Raw genomic sequence first — 22,471 nt, 5'->3', positions numbered from 1 at the left:
TCAGTCGGCCGAGACCTGTTGGTCGGCGGGGAACTCGCGCTCGACGGCCTCGGCGATCGGGTCGATCCCGTCGTGGGCTTCGAGGTTGTCGAGGCCGGCGTCGAGGGTGCCGTCCACGAGGTCGTCGGCGTACCCCTCGGCGATGGCGCGCTGGACGACGTAGACGACGGTCTCCGCCACGAGGTCGTCGGCGTGGCCGCCCTCGATCAGTTTCTCGACGATGACCTCGCCGACACCCTCGACGACCCGGTCCGAGCGGCCCATCAGCCCCTTCACGATCCGTCTGACGGCGCGTTTGATCAACATGCCGCCGAAGGGGAGTTCGTCCATGACGATGTCGGCGACTTCCTGGACGATGGCTTCGGAGTGACCGCCCTCCACGAGGTGGTGGACGATGCGGTCCCCAACCGCCGAGACGACGGCCGCGTCGTCGTCGGCACCGTGGATGCGCGCGGCAATCAACGCGCCGACCGCTTCGACCATCTCCTCGTCGTCCAGTTGGTCACCGATCCCCGTCTTGATCCGCTCTGCGACTTCCTGTCGATCCGTGCCGTCGAACTCGATCTGGTACGCGTCCCCCATGTGTTCGGGCGGGAGAGAGTCGAGCAAAAATCTTCCCACGCACATGTGGGGGACTTATCGGCCGTCAGGCCGCGTCAGTCCCGTCTTCTTCGATGATCTGTGTGACGCCGTCGTCGAAGATCTCCCGGATCAACTCCTCGGCGTAGCCGCCCTCGATGGCGGCCTCGATGGCGATCTCCAGCGACGCGTCGACCAGCGCTTCGGCGTGGCCGTGTTCGATCAGCGTCGCGACGATCTCGTCGCCGACCTGCTGGACGATGGCCTCCGAGCGGCCGCTGGTGAGTCGCCTGACGATCCGCCGGACCGACTGGCGTATCACGACGGAGTGTCTGAGGCCGGGCAGGTTGTCCATCACGATGTCGGCGACGGCCTCCACCAGGTCGTCGGCCGTCTCGCCGTCGAGTTTGTCGACGATCTCGTCGCCGACGGCGGCGACCAGTTGCTCGGCGTCGCCCTCGCGCTCGACGTACTCGCCGATGACGCGGGCGACGCTCCGTGCGATCTCCTCGGCCTCGTCTTCACCCAGTTCGGCGGCGATGACGGCCCGCACCCGCTCGGCGATCTCCTCGCGGTCACGGCCCGTGATCCCCTCGTCACCCTCGGACATGAGCGCGGGTAGTTCGTCACGAGTATATAAGTCCCCTGAACAGCCAGATCGACACCGGGCACCGACGCGGCGAGTCAGTCGGCGGGCTCGCTGTAGGGTGTCAACAGTGCCCGGGCACGGCCGATGGCGGCGCGCACGTCGGGGTGAGAGTCACGGCCGACATCGCGAAGTTGTGCTTCGATGGTCCGGATTGCCTCGCGGTTCGGACCGTCGGCCGACAGGTCGCCGACCTGGTGGGCCAGATCGGCCAGCCGTTCGGCCAGGGCGCGGTCGACGGTCAGTTCCGACGCGAGCAACAGCTGGCGGTGGGCTTTCGCGATCCCCGTCAGTTCGTGTCGCATACTCCCCTCTATCGGTACTCCGGTTGCCGGCGAGAAAGAGGTTCCGGGATCTAGACGCCGCCCTCGATGGTCTCGCGGTAGGCGTTGATCGCGTCGTCGGCGTCGTCGATGGCCGCGGCGGCGTCGGCATCCACCTCGTCGTCCAGGTCGGCCAGGGCGGACTGGATGCGGGCCAGGCGGCCGTGGTCGGGGCCGGAGTCGCGGGTCGCGAGGTCGTCGAGCTGGTCGGCCAGGTCGTCGAGGCGGTCGCTGGCCTCGCCGGCCGTCGCGTCGCTTGCTGTCCGGAGGTTCTGTGCCGCGGTTTCGAGCTGTTGTCGAGCCATACGTACTGCTTCGTCCAACGTCGGCAAAAACACTTTCCGAACGTGTGCGACATCGGATGCGTCGGATACCAACCAGTAAGGTACCGTCGTTAAACCAGTTCGGTTCGTACACATGGATACGTGTACGATTCCCACCTCCGTCCCCCCAGCGAGCGCGCCGTTTTTCGAACTATACGAACGATCAGAGAATGGTAACGAACGACTCACTCGAGGAGAGCCGGCAGATCCACCGGCAGACCGGCAAGACGTTCTACTACGCGACGCGGCTGTTGCCCGAGCGGATCCGCCACAAGACCTACGTCCTGTACGCGTTCTTCCGGATCGCGGACGAGGTCGTCGACGACGAGGACAACGACCTCACGCCCGCAGAGCAGCGCGAGCGTCTGGAGCGGTTCCGCGAGGCGGCACTCGGCCGCCGCGAGACCGACAACCCGGTTCTGCAGGCGTTCGACGACGTGCGCCGCGAGTCCGACATCACCGAGGAGGACGTGGAGCTGTTCGTGGACGCGATGGCGACCGACATCGACAAGAGCCGTTACGAGACCTACGACGAACTCGAAGACTACATGCGCGGCTCGGCGTCGGCGGTCGGGTACATGATGACCGGGATCATGGACGTCGACGACCCGGAAGTGGCGCGGCCACACGCCAGAGCGCTCGGGGAGGCGTTCCAGCTCTCGAACTTCCTGCGTGACGTGCGCGAGGACATCGTCGACCGCGACCGGATCTACCTGCCGCGGGAGACGCTCCAGCAGTACGGCGTCACCGAGGCCGACATCGAGAACCTGGAGATGAGCGACGGGTTCCGGTCGGCGATGATTCACGAGATGGCACGCGCCGAGAAACTGTACCGCGAGGGGGTCGCCGGGATCAAGTACCTGCCCGAGGACTGCCAGTTCGCCGTCCTGCTGGCGGCGGTGCTGTACGCGGACCACCACCGGCTGATCCGTGAGCGGGACTACGACGTGCTCTCGGAGACGCCGAGTCTCTCGACCACGCGAAAGCTCTGGCTGATCGCCAAGACGCGCTGGCACTGGCACTGGAACAAGGACCCCGAGGCGGTGTTCGAGCGGGTCTCGACCATCGGTGACGCACCGACGCCCTCGCCCGGGCCGGAACCGCCCGAGTGGACCCCCACCCAGTAGGTCACTCGATCAGCGGGAGGACGATACCGAACACGATGGGCGAGAGAAAGCCGACGAGCAGGCCGGCGAACTCGGCACCGACGAACAGGGTGTTCTCCCAGGCGGGGAGCGGTTCGAAGAAGGTGTGGCCGACGACGGACCCGACGACACCGATCACGAGGAGCGAGAGACCGACGAAAAAGCCCCGTTTCGCGTAGGTCTGGTAGTCTATCGACGCGGTCTGTGACATATTCGAGCAACCTCCGTTCAGGGTTGAATCTTTTTCGGTCGCGTTCCGGCCCTCACCACCGACCGGAGAGCCCGGGGACCGTCCGCAGGACCCGGAAGTCGAACCGGTCGATCTCGACGAGGCCGGCGAAAAACAGACCGGAGAGGGCCACGGGCACCCAGTTGCCGAAGTAGGCGTTGATCAGCCCCCAGAGGATCACGAAGCTCACCAGGTCGTCGAGCATGAACGCACACGACTGGACGCGGGCGACCAGTTCCGACCAGTCGAACGCGATGTCGAACAGACCCACGGCGACGGTGGCCGAGAGGACCCAGCCGAGGTAGTTCGACCACGGGACGCCGTAGTAGGCACCGCCGCCGTCGTAGGCCCAGAAGCCGAGCGCCACCGCGCCGGGGTCCAGCACGAGGTCGACCAGGAGGACGGTCGCGATCACCGCCGGCAGTCGGATCGCCCAGCGACTCGCCCGGTCACCGAGCAGGAGGAGACAGAGCAGGTAGCTGTTCAGCACCAGCGGGAAGAAGAAGATCGGGAGGCCGAGCGGCACGGTGTCCAGCAACATCGGGCCGAGTTCGACGCCGTACTCGAAGAAGCCGTAGGGCCACCCGGTCGTGACCCCGACGTACTCGATGCCGTAGGAGTACGCCGTCAGCGCGAGCAGGGCGGCGGTGGCCCGGCGGTCGACCAGCGGCGCGACGCCGGCGATCAGCGGCAGGCGCATCACGAAGGTGCCAAAGAGGACCAGATAGGGGTTGAAGTTGAGCGGGGCGGGAAACAGGGTCTCGGCGCTGGCGAGCAACATGACCGCGCCGACGGCGGGGAAGACGACGGCGATGGTGAAGCGGTTCTCCCGAACCAGGCGGTCCAGCCGGGCCTCGACGGCCGCCCGCGTGGGCGTCTCAACCGCCATACCCGAACAGGAGGACCCAGAGGCCGCCCATGGTCATCGTCATGCCGATCAGCGTGTTGATCGCGGGGTACCACCAGTAGGCGTCGTCCACGTCGATACCGGAGAAGGCGATGCCGAACACCAGCACGGGGTAGCACAGGAGGAGCGCCCCGAACAGGACGTGGACCTGCGAGAAGGCGGCCGCGGCCGCCAGCCAGCAGGCCGCACAGTAGTAGTAGGTCCGGCGCTTGCCCAGCACGGTCGCGGTGGTCCGGATGCCGGCCTCGCGGTCGGGTTCGATGTCCGGGATGGCCGAGAAGGTGTGCATCCCCATGGTCCAGAGCCACCCGGCGACGATGGCCAGAATCGGTGGTAACTCGCCGGCGACGGCGGTGAAGGCGATCACCCCGGGGAGGATGTAGAGCCCGTTCGACACCGAGTCGAGCAACGGCGTGGTCTTGAACCGCAGGGGCGGGGCGCTGTACTCGACGGCCAGCAGGAACCACAGCGCCAGCACCTGCGTCCCCGCGGAGGGCAACAGGAAGATGAACATCCCCCCGAGCGCCCCACACATGGCGACGACGACGGCGACCCAGATGTCGTCGCGGTAGCGCACTTCCTGTTCGTCTTTCTTGGGATTTTCCTCGTCGATGTCGGCGTCGAAGGCGTCGTTGACGCCGTAGAGGAAGACGTTCGCCGGGATCGTGAAGTACGCCAGGAGCAAGACTGCGACGGGTGAGAACAGTTGTGCCACGCTGTCGGCGGCGAAGGTCGCGCCGACGATGACGGGGCCACCCAGATAGAGCCAGAACCGCGGTCGGGAGAGCCAGAACAGGTAGCCCAGCCGGGTCTCCTCGGAGGGGAGGTAGCCGGCGACCGATTCGAGGCGGGTGCGGACGGCGTTGTCGCTCATCTGTCGTCGATCACGGCGTCTGCGGTGTGTTCACCGCTGATGAGACACATTGGAACGCCGATGCCGGGGGTCGTGAACGAACCGGTGAAGTAGAGCCCGTCGACGGCCGATGACCGGTGGGGCGGCCGCAGGAGCGCGGTCTGTTTCAGCGTGTGGGCCAGCCCCAGCGCCGTCCCCTGGATGGAGTTGTACCGCTCGCCGAAGTCCGAGACCGAGAACTGCTCCTCGAAGGCGATCCGGTCCCGGAGGTCGACGCCGGTGTTCTCGGCGATGTCGGCGAGCACCTTCTCGCGGTAGCGCTCCCGGGTGGCCTCGTCGTCGTCCAGACCGGGCGCGATGGGCACGAGGACGAACAGGTTGCTGTAGGCGTCGGTGTCGCCCTCGGGCACCGTGGTCGCGTCGGTCTCGGAGGGGACACAGATGTAGTAGGCCGGATCGTCGGGCCAGGCCGGCTCGTCGAAGATCTGCTCGAAGTGGGGGTCCCAGTCCTCCGGGAGGACCAGCGTGTGGTGGGCGAGTTCGTCCACGTCGCCCTCGACGCCCATGTAGATCAGGAAGGCCGAGGGCGCGTAGGTCTTGGACTCCCAGTAGTCCGCGTCGTACTGGCGCTCGTGTTCCGGGAGGAGCTCCTGTTCGGTGTGGGCGTAGTCTGCGTCGCTGACCACGAGGTCGGGGTGGTACTCGGTGCCGTCCTCGGTGGCGACGAGGAAGCCGGATTTGCGGCGCGTGATCTCGGCGACCGGCGCGTCGGTGACGTACTCGACGCCCAGTTCGTCACCCAGGTCCACCACGGCGTCGACGACCGCGCCCAGCCCGTTGTCCCGGTCGTCCTTGCCGACGGGGTAGTGGACGCCGAGGTTGAAGTCGACGTGGCTCATCATGTTGTACAGCGCGGGCGTGTTGTGGGGCGCACCGCCGAGGAACACGAGCGTGTACTGCATGATCTGCTGGAGCTTGGGGTTCTCGAAGTAGTCCTCGACGTGGCCCTGCATGTTTCCGAGGAGCTTCAGCCCGACGGGAGCGGCTTTCATCACGTCCAGGTCCACCCAGTCACGCAGGCGCGGGCGGTCCTCGTAGACGAAGTTCTCCATGGCGAGTTCGTAATTGGACTCGCTCTCCTCGAGGTAGGCGTCGAAGGCCTCGCCGCCGCCGGCCTCGTACTCGGCGAACAGCTCCCGGACCTCGGCGCGGTCGGCGGAGACGTCGACCCGATCACCGTCCTTGAAGAAGATGCGGTAGTGTGGGTCGAGCCGTTCGAGGTCGTAGTAGTCGTCGGTGGACTTCCCGAAGTGGCCGAAGAAGCGCTCGAACACGTCGGGCATGAGGTACCACGAGGGCCCCATGTCGAAGCGGAAGCCGTCGACTTCGAGTCGGCTGGCGCGCCCCCCAAGTTGCTCGTTCTTTTCGAGTACGCGCACGTCAGCACCGGCGTCGGCGAGATAACACGCGGTCGACAGTCCCCCGAACCCACCGCCGACGACGTCGATGGTCGTTCCAGCGAGCGAACTCATTGGGAAAAGTACGGGCCGGAACCGGGATAAATGGGATGGCTGACCAGTGTGGTTCGGGAGACGGTCACACGAAACCGGGATGTGGGTCACGCTCCAAGGACGAAGGGATGGACGGGGACACCACGGTCGTCACCGGCGCGAGCAGGGGTATCGGTGCCGCAGTCGTCCGCGAGTTCGCCGCGGCAGGCGCACACGTCGTCGCCTGCGCGCGCGACGCCGACGGACTCGACGACCTCGCGGCGACGGTCGAGTCGACCGACGGCACCGTGACGACACAGCGAGCCGACGTGCGCGACGAGTTCGACGTGGAGCGACTGATGGAGACCGCGGCCCGCGAGGGCGGCGGGATCGACACCGTCGTCGCGAACGCCGGCGTCTATCACGGGCAGGCTGGCGAGACGCCGCTCACGTCGGAGTCGTACGCGGCCTTCGACGACCACCTCCGGACGAACGGCCGCGGCACCTTCACCACGATCCGGGAATCGCTCCCGCACCTGGCCGCCGACGCGCGAATCCTCGTCACCTCGGGGAGCGTCGCCCGCGAAGCGAAACCGGGCTACGGCTCCTACGCCGTCTCGAAGGCGACCGCCGAGGCCGTCGCCCGCGGGTTCGCCGCGGACCTCGACCACCCCGTGGGCGTCGTCGACCCCGGCGTGGTCGCGACCGATCTCACTGGCGGCCGTGGCCGTGACCCTGCCGATGTCGCACCGATGTTCCGCTGGGCGGCGACCGACGCCCCCGCCGCGGACCTCGACGGCGGTATTCTCGACCTGCAAGCCTGGAAACGCGCGACACGCTGAGGACCCCGCTCGCGACCGTGCGACGGATCGGAGCTTTTATTATTATCATCGCTAGTTCTATAGCCAGATGTCTAATAACATGGAGACTGGAATTATTAACACCGGCGAGCGGCAGTCGCTGGTCGGGCTGGCCGGCGTGGGACTCCTGCTGGCGTTCTCGGGGCTGGCGGTGGTCTCGGAGCTGTGGAAGGTGCTGGTGATCGCGTGGGTCGCGTTCGCCGCGATGGCGGGATCGATCCCGCTGGGTGTCCGGGCGGCCGAGACCGGCAGTGCCCGGCGGCTGGTCTGGGGCTACGGGCTGGCCAGCGGGGCGATGATCACGAGCGCGGCCGTCTTCCTGGTGCCTCAGGCGATGGGGTTCGATCCGCGGGTCGGCGGGTTCGGCATCGCCGCCGGCATCCTCGTCGGGTTCGGCTCGCACGTGCTGGGCCACCGGCTCTCGCACGTCAACTCGGCGTTCGACGACACGGCGGTCCAGCTCTCGGCCCACGCGCTCTCGGCGGGCGCGATCATCGGTCTCGTCTACGGGGCGATGCCGGAACTCGGCCTCCTGCTCGGACTGGCCATCGTCTCGCACAAGGGCCCGGCCGGCTACGCCGCGGCGCGCCGACTGGCCGCCGGTGGTCGGTCGGCCTCGGTCGTCCTGCTCCCCGCGGCGGGCGTCGGGATCACGGCCATTCCGTCCGCACTCCTCGATCTGCCGGCCGTCCCGGCCGTCAACGCGGCCGTCTTCGGCTTCGCCGCCGGCGTGTTCCTCCACGTCGCCATGGACTTTCTCCCGCGCTGTGAGGTCGGCGGGGAAGTCGGCGAGGTCGCACAGGTCACCGACCACGCCCACGAACTGCTCGACCGGCTCCGCATCCACGCCGTCGCGAGTACCCTGCTGGGCGGTCTCGCGGTCTTTCTCGCCTGGCTCGCGGTCGGCCCCTGACCCGGCTCGGTATCGTCTGCCGGACGCGGCTTTCGGTTTTTCGAATTATCTACGTGAAAATATCACGTCCGTAGCCGTGCCTCGGAGAATATAAGGACAATATATCTATTCTGAGGACTATTGCTGTACATTCAGGGTAAGATTTTTACTATACCAGGACAGTCGTTGTAGTAAGCATGGTAGAATGCGACGCCTGTGAAGACGAGGTTCTTCACGTATGGAGACACCGCGCGATCACCGAGACCGTCACGCACCGGGAACAGCGCTGGGTCTGTGCGGACTGCCACCCGAAGCTGGCGAGTACGCTCCGGGCCGAGCCCACGACGGAGGCCGAGACCGAGGCGACGGCCGAACCCGAGACCGGGGCCGAGGCTGAAGCTGGCGGGACCCCGGAGGAGAAGGTGGTCGTCACCGACGGCGGGCAGTTCGCCTGTCCGACCTGCGGCGGCGAGACAGTCAACGGGCAGGGCGTGTTCGGCTGCCTGTCCTGTAGCTGGACGGGCGTCAACTGAGCGGGTGGGTCACCGGCGGCGTGTGTCGGGTCGAGCTAGGCGCTGTGGGGTGTACTTACAAGACCGTGCCGTGCCAAGGTTCGGGTATGACCATGGACACGACCGGTCAGTGGATGGGGACGCCGATGGACCAGCGCGACATCGACGACCTGCTCGAAGCGAGCGGCTACGGCATCCTCTCGCTGGCCAGCGACGACGAGCCGTACAGCCTGCCGATCTCGTTCGGCTACGACGGGTCGGACGTGTACTTCGTGTTCCTCGAAGACAGTCCGGACGGCCGGAAGTTCGACTTCCTGACGGAGGGCGGGACGGCGCGTCTGCTCGTGACCGACATCGGCAGTCGGTTCGACTGGCAGAGTATCGCGGTGACCGGTCCGGTCCGCCGGGTCCCGACCGACAGCAAGGACTGGGACCATCTGGTCGAGGCGCTCGAAGACAACGCCTGGTTCTCCAGTGACTTCCAGCGCGCGGGCGACATCGAGGATCTGCACGGGTTCCGTCTCGAACCCGACGAGGTGCGAGGCCTCGAAGTCAAAGAGAGTTAGTTGTACTCCCGCCAGCGGTTGCCACAGTCCTGGCACTTGAAGAATCGCGTCGGTGGTTCGTCGGCCGAGCCGGTCTGTTTGATCGTGTACCAGGCCTTGCCGTGGCCGCAGTCGTCACAGGTCACGTCGTCGGCCGTCGGTTTCCCCTCGAAGTCGGCCCCTTCCTCCGTTTCGATCAGTTCGTCGCCGCTCTGCTCCTCCGTGGAGACGAACTTCTCGGCGGCGTCCTCGTCTTTCGCCTGTTCGGCACCACACGAGGAACAGACCATCACGTCGCCGTCGGCGTGCATCATCGAACCGCACTCGTCACAGAATTGCATGGAGACACCTGGGTTACCAGTCCGTAGGCGACTGTGCCCTCAAGTTTCTTTGCACACGTCGCCGTGGAAGCGAGACAGTCACCTGTACCGAACATAATATCTTATTAACCAGTTGTGAGAACATAACGGCGAGCGATCGGTCGGCCCTCCAGGCGCAGTCGGTTCGACGACGAGTCACCGGATCGCTCGGAGTACATATGACCGGACAGCGATACCGCAGCTGGACGCTCACAGCATTCTGCTGTGGACTGGTGGTACTGGCACTGACGGTGGGTACCGGCGCGGCCGCGACGGCCGACGGGACCGACGCCGTCCAGGCAGACGAGACCGACGACGTGGATGCCGAGATCGGGAACGGTGGCGTCGTCACGACCGGACAGGGCGGAATCGTCACGGTCCCGATCAACCTCACCGGCACGGAGACCGCGACGGTCAACGTGGGGTTCAACGACGTGAACTTCAACCTCACCTTCGAGGTCGTCAACGGCGACAGTGACGGACGGGTCCGAGCCCGGATCAACACCTTCCAGATGGGCCAGACGAACTTCTCGGCGAGCGTCAACGAGACGACCGCCGCAGCCGTCACCGCCGTGGCCGAGGGAGACTCGATCCGGAACGCCTCGATGCTGCCGTTGGGCGGCGAGCCGGGCATCGTCGGCCCGGCCGAACCGACCGTATACGACGTGAACGTCACGTACGACGGCGAGGAACTCGACGTGGGAACCCTCCAGATCCTCGGGCAGGGGAACGTCTCGGCCGAGAGCTGGACCCTCCCCGACAGCCGGGTCGGAACCCTGGAGACGGCCAGTGACGTGCGCGCGGCCGTCGCCGACGGCGATCTGACACGCGACGAGAGCATCGCTCGCGGCGACGGCGTCGTGTTCTCGGTCGAGGACGACAGCTGGGAAGGGGTCCTGACTGCTGCGACAGCGGGATACGACAACGACACCGCGCCGACGCTGGCGTTCCGTGATCTCGCGACCGGCCAGCCGTGGACGGACGGGATCACCGAGACCTACCGGTTCTCGTTCTCGGTCGTCTCAGCGGGGCTCGACACCCAACAGCGCGTCGACGTGGCCGGAAGCATCGCCAACGACTCGCTCCGTGTCGTTCCGGACGTGGCGAACTCGACGCTGTACGTGATCGCAGATACCGACAGCCTCGTGTTCGAGAGCGGACCGAGTACGATCCGGGAGACGACCTACGAGGCCAACCTCACGGCGGACGTATCGCCCGGCGACGAGGGACCGAACGCCGCAGTCGACGAGTTCAGCGTCGTCGGTCGACAGGTCGCCTTCGACGCCGCGACCCTCGACCTCGACGCCGAAGACGACGCCACGGTCACCGGGACGACGACCGTCGCACCGGGGACGACGCTGCCGGCCCGACTGAATGGCACCGACACGCTCCAGCGATCTTCGACCGCGGTCGTCGGGGCCAACGGGACCTTCGAGGCCGCGTTCGACCTCTCGGACGTGACCGACGACACGTCGGTACGGCTCAGCGTCCCCGACGTGCCCAGGGCGACCCTCGACGGAACGGTCGAAGCGGTCGACGAATCCGGTGGGATGGACGGTGGCGGGTCCGGCGAGACGACCGGCACCGAAGCCACCGACAGCACGGACGACGACGGCATGGACGACGAAGCCACCGGCGTGACGACGACCGAACCGGTCGGAACGACCGAGGCCCCGGGCGGCGAGGCGACCACCACGCAGGCGACCGGCCCAGGCTTCTCCGCGACGGTCGCGGTGCTGGCGGTGCTGGGAACCATCGTCCTCGCGCGGCGACGCGCCGACTAGAGCGGTTGGAGTGACTCGACGCCCCGGACCTCGAACCGCGCCCCGCCCGCGTCGCTCTCGGTCACGTCGACCGTCCAGTCGTGGGCCTCGACGACGCGCTGGACGATGGCGAGTCCGAGGCCGGTCCCGTCCTGATCGGTCGTGACGCCGGGCTCGAACACGTCCTCGCGGTCGGCTTCGGGGATGCCGGGGCCGTCGTCTTCGAGGAAAAAGCCAGTGCCGTCGGCGTTGCCGAGGGTGCCCACCCGGATGGTGGCGTCGGCCCCGCCGTGTTCGAGCGAGTTTCGAAAGAGGTTCGCCAGCGCCTGCTGGAGGCGGTCGGGGTCGGTCCGGAGCGTCGCCGCGCCGTTCTCGACGGTCAGGGTCGCCTCACCGCCGTCGACGGTCTCCCAGGCGGCGGTGGCGACCGATTCGAGCGTCGTTCGCTCCCGGTCGTCGATGACCCGGCCCTCGCGAGCGAGTTCGAGCACGTCCTCGATGAGTGTGCGCATCCGGTCCAGCGCCTGGGCGACGCGGTCGAACTGTTCGTCCTCGCCGGTCTCGCGGGCCGATTCGAGGTACGTCTCGGCGACTTCGAGGGGGTTCCGGAGGTCGTGGGAGACGACGCTCGCGAACGTCTCCAGACGCTCGTTGCGCTCGGTGAGCCGGTCGACCTCCGCCTGCAGGTCCTCGTGGCGTCCGCGGCCGTCGCCGAGCGCGGTGTAGAGCAGGTAGCCGCCGTCGGCGGTCGGGACGTTACGCAGTCGGAAGCGACGGTCGCCGTCTGTCGTGTCACAGACGGTCTCCCGGTCGAGAGCGTCGCCGGACTGGATCGCACCCGCGACCGCCGACAGGGCGTCCTCGGCGGCGAGTGTCGCCCGGAGGGACACGTCGGCCCCGTCGACGGCGAAGGTCTCCCGGAAGGCGGGGTTGATCGCCTCGACGACGATTCCCTCGGCCCCTTTGCCGTACTTGACCACGGGGTCGGGGTGGGCGTTGAGCAGGTCGTCGGCTCCGTCCCCCTCGGCCATGCGTTGGCTCACGAATTCGGACAGCCCCTTGGAGTAGCTGTCGGCCGTTACGAGCGGTGAGCCGACGACTCGATCCCCGAAACCGCGCAAAGGTATTTCAGCGCGCCTCCGATACGACTCACTGCGACTGTGCCCCACGAGTCCAGTACCGCGCCGAACGTTCTCGTCGTCGACGACGAAGAAGACGTGGCGGAGGCCTACGCCCTGAAACTCCGCGGCGACTACAATACCGAACTGGCGTTCGGCGGCGAGGCGGCCCTGGAGAAGGCCGACGCGACCACCGACGCCATGCTGTTGGACCGCCGGATGCCGGACATCCACGGCGACGAGGTCCTCGAGAAGCTACGGGATCGGGGCTACGATTTCCCGATCATCATGGTGACGGCGGTCGACCCCGATCTCAACATTCTGGAGATGGACTTCGACGACTACCTCTGTAAACCGGTCGACAAGGGGACGCTCCGGAAGACCCTCGACCAGCACGTCGACCGGAGCGGAACCGACCCGAAACTGGACGAGTTCTTCAGTCTCCTGTCGAAACTCTCCGTGCTGGAGTCGGAACTCCAGCCGAGCGAGCTCGAAGACGACGAGGAGTTCCAGCGACTCAAGCGCCGGGCGGTGAAACTCAGCGAGGAACTCCGAGAGTCGATGGACAACTTCGAGGAGATCGTCGAGACACACCGGTCGGTCGACCGTGGCTCCCGCTCCTCACTCTGAGTCGTCACCGAGTTCGACGCCGCTCCCTTCGAGCGCCCGCTGTTCGGCGACAACGGGACAGTTCAGTAACCTGACCGTCTCCGTGTCCAGAAACTCGACGATAGCCGCACCCTCGTAGGTACACTCGATCCCGGGCGGGGCACTGAAATGTTCACACCCCTCACAGAAGCGGTGTTTCGACACCTCTGAGTACGTCCGGTCTTCGGGCTCGGGGCCGCCGCTCTCGAGATCCTCCCAGACCGCGTCGGGGTCGATCTCGTCGACGCCGGCCGACTCGAAGGCGTCGAACGGGTCGTCGCCCTCGTCCCGGCGGGCCGTCGAGAACGACGCGAAGGGGTCGTCCGTGGGTTCGGTCGAGGCGTCACCGCTCACGTCGTCGGGCGTCGGCGACGCGACCTCACTGCTCGCGTCGGCCTCGGTCTCGGCCGATTCCGCGGTCTCGAAGGGGTCGTCGCGGAGTCGGCCCGGCGGTGTCGGTTCGTCGGCAGGCGTGTCGTCCGGCGGTCGATCCCCGGCATCCTCACCGTCCTCGGTGTCGGGCGACGACAGGTCCTCGAAGGGGTCCTCGGCGTCGTCGGGCGTCTCGAAGGCGTCGAACGGGTCGTCCTCGTCCTCAGCCATCGTCGCCCTCCGGGGCCTCGATGCTCTGGGCCTTGACGAGTTTCGGACTGCCGAAGAAGCCGTCCTTGGGTTCCACGTCGGTGACGACGGCCTCGCAGTGGGGGCACTCGGGTTCGGTCATGAGTCCGATCTGGACGCCCTCGCCACAGACGCCACACTTCGCGCGATCCACGTCGAGTTCCGCGGCGGCACGTTTGATGCCCTCGACGGACGTGGCCCGTTTCGAGCCCGTCCGGGCGTCGTCCCGCAGGTCCCGGACGACGTGGGCCACCGTCCGAACCTTCTCCTCGAGGTCGCCGACGGTCTCGTCCAGATCGTCGAGTCGGTCGGCTGTGTCGCCAGCTCGCTCGTCGAGTTGGGCCCGGAGCGTCTCGATTTCCCCCTCGACGGTCTCGACGTCGCCGGCGAGGCCGTCGATGCGGTCGGCCAGGTCGGGGTGGCCGTGGTCGGCCGGTGCCTTGCTGTCGGCCTCCTGTTTGACCTGGATGACGCGCTGGCGAACGTCCTGGATCTTGTCCATGTAGTCGTCTTCGACCGCGCCGAGGCGGTCGTCGAGCCGGTCGCCGACCTGCTCGGTGGCCCGGTCGGCGGCGGACTGTGACACCTCCGCCAGCTGGTCTTCGAGGGCGTCCTGCAGGTGTCGCTCGACGGCGTCTTGCACCTGGGACTCGACCTCCAGCTGGTCCGTGACAGCGTCCACGATCTCGGGGAGCCTGTCGGCGAGCACGTCGTTCACGGCGGCCTCCACGTCGACGACCTCTGCCAGCGCCTCGGGGTCGTCGGCGTCGAGGTCGTCGGTGGCGCGGTGGGCGGCGAGCAACTGGGCGAGGACGGTCTCGCGGTCGGTGCCGCGGTCGCGGGCCTGTTCGTCGACCCACGCCGCCAACTCCGGCGGCAGCGACACCGTCACCGGCTCGTCCGTCGGCTCACTGGCCATCTACTCGCAGTTGGCCCCTTCCGCAGTTAAGGGTTTGCCACAGTTTATCAACTCGTAAAACAACGGACGGTCGGGAAAGCGGCGCGCTCGCGCCGGAAATCGAGAGCGTGCAGAACGTCGACAGCGAAGGTGTCAGCGAATCTTTCGAACGTCGCTGATGTCGAAGCCGGCGTCGCCGATCTCGGTCTCGAAACGGATGATGTTCTCGTCCTCGATTCGCGAGAGGACGCCGCGGAACTTCTTGAACACCAGGGTCCGGGCGCGTTCGGAGCCGCCCTGTTCCCACTCGAAGGTCATCGTCCCGTTGGCGGCGTCGACGAGCTGGCCGTGCTGTTCGGGCGTGACCGTCTCGTGGTTGACGTGGACGAGGATCAGCCCGTTCCAGGAGTGGGCGGCCTTCTGGAGCCCTTTGACGATGTAGACGATGTCGGACCAGTCGCGGTCCTCACTGAGCGAGCTGATGAGGTCGGACAGCGAGTCGATGACGACGAGGTTCCCCGGTGCGTTCTCGCTGAGGTACGCACCGAGCGCCGTGAAGATGTCCTCGCGGTCGTGGCGGCCGGCCATGTCCCGGATGTGTCTGGTCTCCTCGGCGTACCAGTCCCGCGGGACGCTACTGGGGTGGAAGTACGACTCGGCCATGTCGACGAACTCGACGGCCTCGAACCCGGACTCGACGATTTCGGTGTCCATCGTCCGGTCCATCTCGCGGTAGAGCTGATCGCTGTCGGCCGTGAAGGAGACGTAGTGGATCTCGTCGGTGACGCTCGCGCCGGCCGCGACGTCGCCGTAGTAGAGGTCGTGGAGTTCGCGGTCGGTGTTTGCGAGCCCGTTGAGGATCGCGCTCGTGTACATGAACTCCCGCGAGCCGGCCCCCGCTTCGCCCGACAGCAGGACGACGCTGCCCGGCGGTGCCCCCCCGTCGATGATCGTATCCAACTGTCGGATACCGAAGGGGATGCGGTCCATGCTCTCACCAAACGGACGGGACGCTTTACTACTTGCGGCGGGTTCGGCCGTCGAAACGCGGCGTCAGTCGATCCGGAGTCCGCGGTTTGCGGGTGCGCTCACGACGATCCGGCCGTCGACGCCCACCGCGTCGAGGGCGTCCCGTGCGGCGGTCCGGGCCTCCGCTGCCAGTTCGGCGTCGGTCAGCGCGTAGACGGCGGGCCCCCACGAGGACTGGCCGGTACCGGTGACGGCGGGGTGGCCCGAGAGTTCGTCGACGATCCGGCCCGCGGGCGGCCGGTAGACACCCCCCTGCTCGTCGGCGTACCAGGCCCCGTTGAGCCGGCCGAGTTTCGCCACGCCCGCCCCGAAGGTGGCCCGGTCGCCCTCGGCGGCCGCCGGGAGGACCCGCCGGAGGAGGACGCCAGCGATCTCGTCGGCGATGCCCGGGTCGGCGCGTTCGACCACCGTGCGCATGCTCTCGTCCTCGGCCTCGCCGCTCCGGCCCGGGTCGGTGTCGGGGACGGCGACGACGAACCGCCAGTCGGTCGGGAGTTCGTGGCGGGCGGTCACCGGCGGGACCGTCCACGCGCCGTCGGCGGGCGGCGCGGCCGTGAACAGTTCGGTGGGGTGGCCGCCGTCGACGACGAATCCGCCCACCTCGGCGGCCGCGACGCCGACGCCGCTCCGTCCGCCACGGCCCAGTGCCGGCGCGCGTTCGCGGAGTCCGGGGTCCCGGTCGTGGGCCGCCGCGACCGCCGCCAGCGTCGCCATCGCGAGTTGGGTCCCACTGCCGAGCCCGACGTGGCGCGGGAGTCGCTCGACGACGGTCAGGTCGATTCCGGGCACGTCGAGCAGGTCCACCGCCGTCCGGGCGTGCTCGGCCACGGTCGCGTCGGCACAGTGGACGCCCTCGGCGGGGTCGGCCTCGATGACCACTCGCGGCTCGTCGAGGGCGACGCCGACGCCGCCGTAGAGGCGTTCCCGGGCCAGCGAGAGGTTCTGGAAGCCGAAGTGCAGGCGCGCACCGGCGGCGACGCGAGTCATAGTGCGAGCTAATCACTCGGCCGGCATGCCAGTTGCGGGTCAGGCCGGGTCCGGATCGGACCCGGAGCGCTGGAGGGCGCCACCGACCGTCACCGCGAGACCGCCGAGCATTCCCAGAAACATCCCTACGAAGAGGCCCCCGAGCGCGCCGATCATCGACAGGAACGAGAACAGCACACCCATCGGTCCGACGTAGAGCGCGTATTCGGGACGGGTGAGCGCCGCCAGCCCGCAGGAGCCGACGAGCGCCGCGAACACGAGGCCGACGAGCGTGAAACTCCCGCCGATGACCGCCAGTTCTGATCGGAACAGTATCGGAACCGCCCCGATGATCACGCTCGCGACACACAACAGGCCCCCACCGACCCGCGTCACCGTCTCTTTCATACCGGACCTACCACTCGGACTGGAATAATAATTGTTACTTCGTCGCGTCTCTCCGGCGGTCGGGCGAACGGATTCGGGCGGCGGCGGAACGGTCGGTCCCCGAATCCGGGAAGTTAAAGCGCCAGGGTGGCAATCCTACGGTCATGAGCCAGCAACCGCAGGACCCCGACGCCGAGCGGCCGGAGTCGGGCAAGCCCGACGACCTCCCGAGCAACGAGGTCACCGAAGGGACCGAGAAAGCGCCCCACCGCGCGATGTTCCGCGCGATGGGCTACGACGACGAGGACCTGTCCTCGCCGATGGTCGGCGTCGCCAACCCCGCCGCGGACATCACGCCCTGTAACGTCCATCTCGACGACGTGGCGAATTCTGCCTACGAGGGTATCGACGAGGGCGAGGGGATGCCCATCGAGTTCGGCACCATCACCATCTCCGACGCCATCTCGATGGGGACCGAGGGGATGAAAGCCTCGCTGATCTCCCGGGAGGTCATCGCCGACTCCGTGGAACTCGTGGCCTTCGGCGAGCGCATGGACGGCCTCGTCACCATCGGCGGCTGTGACAAGAACATGCCAGGGATGATGATGGCCTCGATCCGCACCGATCTGCCCTCCGTCTTCCTGTACGGCGGGTCGATCATGCCCGGCGAACACGACGGCCGCGAGGTCACCATCCAGAACGTCTTCGAGGGCGTCGGCGCGGTCGCCGACGGCGACATGACCGAGGACGAACTCGACGACCTCGAACGGAACGCCTGCCCCGGCGCTGGTTCCTGTGGCGGGATGTTCACCGCCAACACGATGGCGTCCATCTCGGAGGCGCTTGGCTTCGCGCCGCTGGGCTCGGCCTCGCCGCCCGCCGAGGACGAGAGCCGCTACGAGGTCGCCCGAGAGGCCGGCGAACTCGCCGTCGAGGTCGTCCGCGAGCGCCGCAAGCCATCCGATTTCCTCACGCGGGAGTCCTTCGAGAACGCCATCGCCCTGCAGGTCGCGGTCGGTGGCTCCACCAACGCCGTCCTCCACCTGCTGGCGATGGCCGCCGAGGCCGGCGTCGAACTCGACATCGAGGATTTCAACCGGATCAGCGCCCGCACGCCGAAGATCGCCGACCTCCAGCCCGGCGGCGAGAAAGTGATGAACGACCTCCACGAGGTCGGCGGCGTGCCGGTCGTCCTCCGCGAGTTGCTGGACGCCGACCTGCTCCACGGCGACGCCCTGACCGTCACGGGCGAGACCATGGCCGAAGCCATCGAGGCCTACGACCCGCCCGCCATCAGCGACCTCGACGCCGACTTCCTGGAGACGGTCGACGACCCGATCCACGAGCGCGGTGCCATCCGCATCCTGACGGGTAACCTCGCCCCCGGCGGCGCAGTCATCAAGATCACCGGCGAGGACCACCTCCACCACGAGGGGCCCGTCCGGATCTTCGAGGACGAGGAGAACGCCATGCAGTACGTCCAGGAGGGCAACGTCGAGAGCGGCGACGTGATCGGCATCCGCAACGAGGGCCCACGCGGCGGCCCCGGGATGCGGGAGATGCTGGGCGTCACCTCCGCGGTCGCCGGCCAGGGCCACGCCGAGGACGTGGCGCTCTTTACCGACGGCCGGTTCTCCGGCGCGACGCGGGGTTTCTCCATCGGCCACGTCGCCCCGGAAGCCTACGTCGGCGGTCCCATCGCGGCGCTGGAGGACGGCGACACCATCACCATCGACATCGACGACCTCGAACTGTCGGTGGACCTCACGGACGAGGAGATCGAGCGCCGCCTCGACGAGCGGGACATGCCCGAACCGAACTACACGAACGGCGTGCTGGCCAAGTACGGCCAGATGTTCGACTCGGCGGCTAACGGTGCGGTGACGAATCCGGGCGCGAAGCAGGACTGAGGGCCGCAGTAGCACCCGGGCGACCAGGGCGGGAACACTCGCCCAAATTGACAGACCATGATACAGTCCCTCAACCAGACATAAGTAGTTGGGTGATCGAACGCCCAGATAGCCATGGACGAAATACTCGAAGTAGCGGAAGTGGCAGCCGACTTCGGTTTAGAGGGTGTAATGGCCTGGATCGTCCGACTCATCGGGCTGCTCGCGCTACTCGCGGGGGCGGGCATGTGGCTCGTCGCCGACATGTCCTTGCTCGTCCTGCCGGCGGCCCTGATGGTCGTCGGTCTCGTCTTGCTCGTCGCGCCGAGCATCTTCCTGCTGTTCCTGGAGTAGCCGCCGCAGATCGGGCCGTCAGACCGACTCGATAGTGACGTTGCCGCTGTCGGTGGCGGTGTAGAACCCGGCGGCGTTCTCGCCGGCCGTCACGTTCACCAGCAGCGCGTCCGTCACGCCGTCGAACCGCAGTCCCCACTCGCCGTTGGCCGCCAGGGTGAGCGTGGACGCGTCGAGGCCGCTGGTGTCGCGAGCGACGAGCCCGCTCCCCTCGTTGCCCAGCGCCGTCAGATTCCGCAGCGTCGCGTTCGATGCGGGGCCGAGGACGACGCCGTCCGCACCGTTCGCCACTGCGGTAGTGTCGACCAGCTGGCTGTCGTCGAACCCGTTGCCGGCCTGCAGGCCGTCGCGAGCGTTGTCCCGGACCGTCGTGTTCCGGAGCGTCGTCGCGGTCGCGTCCCCGGCCACCACGCCCCAGGAGTTGTTCGCGGCCACGGTGTCGGCAAGCGTCACGTTCCGGAGGTCGGCCATCACGAGCCCGATGCCGTTCCGACGGAGGCGAGTGCGAACCACCCGGTCGCCGTCCGCGCCGGGCCGGAGCGTGATCCCCCAGCGCCTGTTGTCGAGCGCCCGGTTGTCCACGAGTTCGACGGTCCCACTCGCGGCCTGGAAGCGGAATCGCGGGTCGATTACGATGCCGTCCCGGTTGTCCCGCGCCGTGACGTTACGGACGGCCCCGGTCGCCACCCCACCGCGGTAGACCAGCCCCGACTCCCACCCGGCCGTCGTGAGGTTCGAGACGGTCACGTTCGTGAGCGTGGTCCCCGACGGGGCCTCGACCAGCACGCCGACGGCGTCGGTGTCGTTGCCGAGGACGGCGTTGCCCTGCCCCTCGAGCGTCACGTCGCCCGTGGTGATGCGGATGCAGGGGCCGGTGCCGTTGCCCGAGAGCGTTCCGGCGAGCGTGTACCGACCGGCGTCGTCGATAGTCCGGCAGCTATCCACCGATGTCGACTGTGCCGCCCCAGTCGTCGCTGTGAGCGATACGGTCAGGGCCGTCGCCACCACGATCAGGAGACCCGTCCACGCGACCCGTCGGTAACGGCGCGCCATGCACTCCGAGACGGCCGCCCGACTGTTAGTTACGGACGGCGTGTCGGTGAGTAAGCTCGGCTTGGCCGTCAGAGCCGGATCAGCGTGAGGTCGATCTCGACGTCCCGGTTCGCCTTCGCGATGGCGACCAGCACCATCCCCACGAGCAGGACGACCGTTCCCGCGGCGAGATAGACCAGCCACATCATCGGCACACCCTCCTCATCCGGTACTCGTCGCGCTGTGTGGTTCGTGACCCATCGGGGCCGATTCGATTTCGAGACATGGTTCTCTCGGTGTCCAGCGGCAGGTCCGGGGACCGCGCGAGACGCCGCTGGGGCGTCCCCCGCATCGATACGACGGCGGGTAGCTAAATGGGTGTGGTGGGGTCGTTTCCGGAAGTTCCGGGAAGGATTTCGTAGAGGAGCACGGTGGTACAGATCAGTGTCGAGCGAACACCACCGAACGGCCTCGCGCACGTCCGACTCCTGCGTGTGGACGTTCGGGTCGATCCGCAACGTGATCGACTCCGAGCAGAACCTGAACCACTGGGCTGTAGCACCAGCATCCGCGCGAACGAAGTGAGCGCGGTTCGCAGAACTCGCGCCGCGGCGCGAGTTCTGTTTTTCGCCCACGTTTTTCGGTGAGGGGTTCTCGATGCGAGCCGAAGGCTCGCGAGAGTACCCGAACCGAAAAAGGTGGAGTGGGACCGCCGAGCTACGCGGGTCGGTTTTGGCGCTGTTCGTCCGTTCGCGGGTGGTAGTGTCGTCACTCATTGGTGGTCTCCATGTAGCTACGGCGCGATTCCATCCGTTTCAGGAGGTCGGGCTTGTCGTAGTGTGTCCTGATAACCTCGGGAGTCGCGTTCACGCGCTCCGCGAGGACCTCCGGTGGCCAGTCCTCGTCACGGTGGTTCGTGATCGAGCCAGTCCGAATCCGGTGCGGGGACCGCGAGGACGGACAGCGGGACTCGTAGCCGTGTTCGAGAGCTTCGCAGTCGTCCGGGTCGCGGTCGTGCGGGCAGGTTCCGTATCGGCACGGCTGGGTGACGATGTTGAACCGCGAGCGAATCGCACCCTTCGACATTCGGCCGGTTCCCTTCCGGCTGGAGAACAGCGGCTTCCGTCCGTGGTCGTCCTCGACCTCGGCGCGGGACACCTCGATGTACTCCTGGAGGAGCTGGCCGATCTCCTCCGACAGCGCGACGGGACGCTCACCGTCCTGCTGGTTCTTCAGCGGCGTGTCCGATTCCGGCCGGTGCCGGAAGTAGACGAACGGCACACTGAACCTCTCCAGGTCCTCGGCGTCGAGGTCGTCCTCGTGCGCGATCCGTTCGAGATCGTCCTCGGTCAGGTAGCAGTCTCGGAGATCGAGCGAGCGGAGCGCACCGAGGCGAGCGCCAGTGTGCCACGCCAGCGCGAACAGCGCGTGGTCGCGGCTGGCGTAGTCGTACCGTTCAAGATTCGTGAGGATCGTCTCGGCACGGCTGGCGGACAGTTTCTCGTCGTCGGCCTGCTCGGCCTTCGAGATCGTCGGCACGTCGACCTTCGCCGGTAGCTCAGGCGGGACGGCCTCGATGTCCGCGCAGAACCGCAGGAAAATCTTGATCGTGCCGAGTTGGTTGTTCAATGCGCTCTTGCTCAGTCCCTCAGCACGGCGATCAGAGTCGTACCGGAACACGTCGCGGCCGGTGAGGTCGTTCAGGTTGTGGATGCCCTCGTCTTCGAGCCAGTCGGTGAACTGGCGAACGCGGTAAAAATAGCTCTGCACTGTCTCGTCGGACTTCTCGGCCTGCTGGCGGTCGACCCACATCGACAGCGCCTGTGCCGGGTCCATCGGAGTGAGGTTGTCAGTCATCGTCGACCTCCAGAATACGGCAACCACAGGAGGTACAGACGGACTCCCACGACGGGTATCGCGGGTCAGCCGCGCACATCAGGCGCGATGACGGCTTTGGGTCGTCACACGTACACAGCAGGTCGTATCTCCTTGTTCGACGCTGGTCGGAGCCAGCGGGCCGAATCTGGTTCGGGGTCATATCCATCTACGAAATAGCAACTATTAGAAGCCACTTAACAGTTGCCACTAATTAGTTACATTCAA

Annotated in this window: 26 protein-coding genes; 9 read left to right on the top strand and 17 right to left on the bottom strand. The window is 67.2% G+C overall.

The annotated features are described in order from the left end of the window. The 4 genes from ACOZ4N_RS19465 to ACOZ4N_RS19450 all read right to left on the bottom strand — a co-directional run bounded on the left by ACOZ4N_RS19465 (position 1) and on the right by ACOZ4N_RS19450 (position 1,853). The gene (locus ACOZ4N_RS19465; RefSeq protein WP_424018023.1) at positions 1-582 is read right to left on the bottom strand and encodes a hypothetical protein; all 582 of its coding nucleotides are present in this window, start codon (positions 580-582) and stop codon (positions 1-3) included. A 64-nt stretch (positions 583-646) separates the two neighbouring features. Further along, entirely contained in the window at positions 647-1,189 is a 543-nt protein-coding gene (locus ACOZ4N_RS19460; RefSeq protein WP_424018022.1) for a hypothetical protein, read from the bottom strand. Between the two features lie 74 nt (positions 1,190-1,263). Further along, positions 1,264-1,530, bottom strand: coding sequence for a DUF7553 family protein (locus ACOZ4N_RS19455; protein ID WP_424018021.1), 267 nt, complete (start codon positions 1,528-1,530; stop codon positions 1,264-1,266). A gap of 50 nt (positions 1,531-1,580) precedes the next feature. Continuing rightward, positions 1,581-1,853: a DUF7553 family protein gene (locus tag ACOZ4N_RS19450; RefSeq protein WP_424018020.1), complete on the bottom strand. Its 273-nt coding sequence runs from the start codon at positions 1,851-1,853 to the stop codon at positions 1,581-1,583. Positions 1,854-2,041: 188 nt separating this feature from the next. On the opposite strand from ACOZ4N_RS19450, the gene ACOZ4N_RS19445 reads away from it, so the two are divergent. Next, entirely contained in the window at positions 2,042-2,998 is a 957-nt protein-coding gene (locus tag ACOZ4N_RS19445) for a phytoene/squalene synthase family protein (RefSeq protein WP_424018019.1), read from the top strand. 1 nt (position 2,999) lies between these two features. Here ACOZ4N_RS19445 and ACOZ4N_RS19440 read toward each other — a convergent pair whose 3' ends face one another. The 4 genes from ACOZ4N_RS19440 to ACOZ4N_RS19425 are packed head-to-tail and all read right to left on the bottom strand — an operon-like array spanning position 3,000 to position 6,537. Further along, positions 3,000-3,227: a hypothetical protein gene (locus ACOZ4N_RS19440; RefSeq protein WP_424018018.1), complete on the bottom strand. Its 228-nt coding sequence runs from the start codon at positions 3,225-3,227 to the stop codon at positions 3,000-3,002. 52 nt (positions 3,228-3,279) lie between these two features. After that, the gene (cruF, locus tag ACOZ4N_RS19435; protein WP_424018017.1) at positions 3,280-4,134 is read right to left on the bottom strand and encodes a bisanhydrobacterioruberin hydratase; all 855 of its coding nucleotides are present in this window, start codon (positions 4,132-4,134) and stop codon (positions 3,280-3,282) included. Beyond that, the gene (locus ACOZ4N_RS19430; RefSeq protein ID WP_424018016.1) at positions 4,124-5,026 is read right to left on the bottom strand and encodes a prenyltransferase; all 903 of its coding nucleotides are present in this window, start codon (positions 5,024-5,026) and stop codon (positions 4,124-4,126) included. Before ACOZ4N_RS19430 ends, cruF begins: the two co-directional genes overlap by 11 nt. Next, a complete protein-coding gene (locus ACOZ4N_RS19425; protein WP_424018015.1) occupies positions 5,023-6,537 on the bottom strand; it encodes a phytoene desaturase family protein in 1,515 nt (504 codons plus the stop codon). Before ACOZ4N_RS19425 ends, ACOZ4N_RS19430 begins: the two co-directional genes overlap by 4 nt. A 107-nt stretch (positions 6,538-6,644) precedes the next feature. Here ACOZ4N_RS19425 and ACOZ4N_RS19420 point away from each other — a divergent pair, with 107 nt between their 5' ends. From ACOZ4N_RS19420 to ACOZ4N_RS19405, 4 genes are all read left to right on the top strand, one after another. After that, complete coding sequence (locus tag ACOZ4N_RS19420) at positions 6,645-7,337, top strand: SDR family NAD(P)-dependent oxidoreductase (protein WP_424018014.1); 693 nt, start codon at positions 6,645-6,647, stop codon at positions 7,335-7,337. A 67-nt stretch (positions 7,338-7,404) separates the two neighbouring features. Continuing rightward, positions 7,405-8,268: a ZIP family metal transporter gene (locus ACOZ4N_RS19415; RefSeq protein WP_424018013.1), complete on the top strand. Its 864-nt coding sequence runs from the start codon at positions 7,405-7,407 to the stop codon at positions 8,266-8,268. Between the two features lie 176 nt (positions 8,269-8,444). Then, positions 8,445-8,780, top strand: coding sequence for a hypothetical protein (locus ACOZ4N_RS19410; protein WP_424018012.1), 336 nt, complete (start codon positions 8,445-8,447; stop codon positions 8,778-8,780). Positions 8,781-8,866: 86 nt separating this feature from the next. Continuing rightward, positions 8,867-9,325: a pyridoxamine 5'-phosphate oxidase family protein gene (locus ACOZ4N_RS19405; RefSeq protein ID WP_424018011.1), complete on the top strand. Its 459-nt coding sequence runs from the start codon at positions 8,867-8,869 to the stop codon at positions 9,323-9,325. Here the strand turns inward: ACOZ4N_RS19405 and ACOZ4N_RS19400 are convergent. Then, positions 9,322-9,645 carry a transcription factor S gene (locus ACOZ4N_RS19400; RefSeq protein WP_424018010.1) on the bottom strand — a complete coding sequence of 108 codons (324 nt, stop codon included), beginning with the start codon at positions 9,643-9,645 and terminating at the stop codon, positions 9,322-9,324. The genes ACOZ4N_RS19405 and ACOZ4N_RS19400 overlap by 4 nt on opposite strands. Positions 9,646-9,842: 197 nt before the next feature. Here ACOZ4N_RS19400 and ACOZ4N_RS19395 point away from each other — a divergent pair, with 197 nt between their 5' ends. Beyond that, the gene (locus tag ACOZ4N_RS19395) at positions 9,843-11,447 is read left to right on the top strand and encodes a BGTF surface domain-containing protein (RefSeq protein WP_424018009.1); all 1,605 of its coding nucleotides are present in this window, start codon (positions 9,843-9,845) and stop codon (positions 11,445-11,447) included. Here ACOZ4N_RS19395 and ACOZ4N_RS19390 read toward each other — a convergent pair. Further along, on the bottom strand, positions 11,444-12,457 hold the full coding sequence (locus tag ACOZ4N_RS19390) for a sensor histidine kinase (RefSeq protein ID WP_424018008.1): 1,014 nt from the start codon (positions 12,455-12,457) through the stop codon (positions 11,444-11,446). The genes ACOZ4N_RS19395 and ACOZ4N_RS19390 overlap by 4 nt on opposite strands. Before the next feature lie 129 nt (positions 12,458-12,586). Between ACOZ4N_RS19390 and ACOZ4N_RS19385 the strand changes: the two genes are divergently transcribed. Then, positions 12,587-13,174, top strand: a complete 588-nt coding sequence (locus ACOZ4N_RS19385; protein WP_424018007.1) for a response regulator transcription factor — start codon at positions 12,587-12,589, stop codon at positions 13,172-13,174. On the opposite strand, the gene ACOZ4N_RS19380 is transcribed toward ACOZ4N_RS19385, so the two are convergent. From ACOZ4N_RS19380 to ACOZ4N_RS19360, 5 genes are all read right to left on the bottom strand, one after another. Further along, positions 13,166-13,795 (bottom strand): hypothetical protein, encoded by a 630-nt coding sequence (locus tag ACOZ4N_RS19380; protein WP_424018006.1) that lies wholly within the window; start codon positions 13,793-13,795, stop codon positions 13,166-13,168. The two genes, ACOZ4N_RS19385 and ACOZ4N_RS19380, sit on opposite strands and share 9 nt — an antisense overlap. Further along, entirely contained in the window at positions 13,788-14,732 is a 945-nt protein-coding gene (locus ACOZ4N_RS19375; protein ID WP_424018005.1) for a CopG family transcriptional regulator, read from the bottom strand. Before ACOZ4N_RS19375 ends, ACOZ4N_RS19380 begins: the two co-directional genes overlap by 8 nt. Positions 14,733-14,864: 132 nt before the next feature. After that, on the bottom strand, positions 14,865-15,701 hold the full coding sequence (locus tag ACOZ4N_RS19370) for an RAD55 family ATPase (RefSeq protein WP_424018004.1): 837 nt from the start codon (positions 15,699-15,701) through the stop codon (positions 14,865-14,867). A gap of 63 nt (positions 15,702-15,764) precedes the next feature. Next, on the bottom strand, positions 15,765-16,727 hold the full coding sequence (locus ACOZ4N_RS19365; RefSeq protein WP_424018003.1) for a beta-ribofuranosylaminobenzene 5'-phosphate synthase family protein: 963 nt from the start codon (positions 16,725-16,727) through the stop codon (positions 15,765-15,767). Positions 16,728-16,766: 39 nt separating this feature from the next. Continuing rightward, on the bottom strand, positions 16,767-17,114 hold the full coding sequence (locus ACOZ4N_RS19360; RefSeq protein WP_424018002.1) for a DUF6114 domain-containing protein: 348 nt from the start codon (positions 17,112-17,114) through the stop codon (positions 16,767-16,769). A gap of 143 nt (positions 17,115-17,257) precedes the next feature. Here ACOZ4N_RS19360 and ilvD point away from each other — a divergent pair, with 143 nt between their 5' ends. Together ilvD and ACOZ4N_RS19350 are read left to right on the top strand one after the other, a co-directional pair. After that, the gene (ilvD, locus tag ACOZ4N_RS19355; protein WP_424018001.1) at positions 17,258-19,003 is read left to right on the top strand and encodes a dihydroxy-acid dehydratase; all 1,746 of its coding nucleotides are present in this window, start codon (positions 17,258-17,260) and stop codon (positions 19,001-19,003) included. 171 nt (positions 19,004-19,174) lie between these two features. Next, positions 19,175-19,336: a hypothetical protein gene (locus ACOZ4N_RS19350; RefSeq protein WP_424018000.1), complete on the top strand. Its 162-nt coding sequence runs from the start codon at positions 19,175-19,177 to the stop codon at positions 19,334-19,336. An 18-nt stretch (positions 19,337-19,354) separates the two neighbouring features. Here ACOZ4N_RS19350 and ACOZ4N_RS19345 read toward each other — a convergent pair whose 3' ends face one another. Both ACOZ4N_RS19345 and ACOZ4N_RS19340 read right to left on the bottom strand, forming a co-directional pair. Further along, a complete protein-coding gene (locus ACOZ4N_RS19345; protein ID WP_424017999.1) occupies positions 19,355-20,389 on the bottom strand; it encodes a right-handed parallel beta-helix repeat-containing protein in 1,035 nt (344 codons plus the stop codon). A gap of 747 nt (positions 20,390-21,136) precedes the next feature. Beyond that, on the bottom strand, positions 21,137-22,225 hold the full coding sequence (locus ACOZ4N_RS19340; RefSeq protein ID WP_424017998.1) for a tyrosine-type recombinase/integrase: 1,089 nt from the start codon (positions 22,223-22,225) through the stop codon (positions 21,137-21,139). Positions 22,226-22,471: the final 246 nt, after the last annotated feature.

It is taken from the genome of Halorientalis pallida (assembly GCF_049605515.1).
In the GTDB taxonomy this organism is placed as follows: Archaea; Halobacteriota; Halobacteria; order Halobacteriales; family Haloarculaceae; genus Halorientalis; species Halorientalis pallida_A.
Note: the sequence above shows the minus strand (reverse complement) of the source record. Positions and strands in the feature narration are given on the sequence as shown.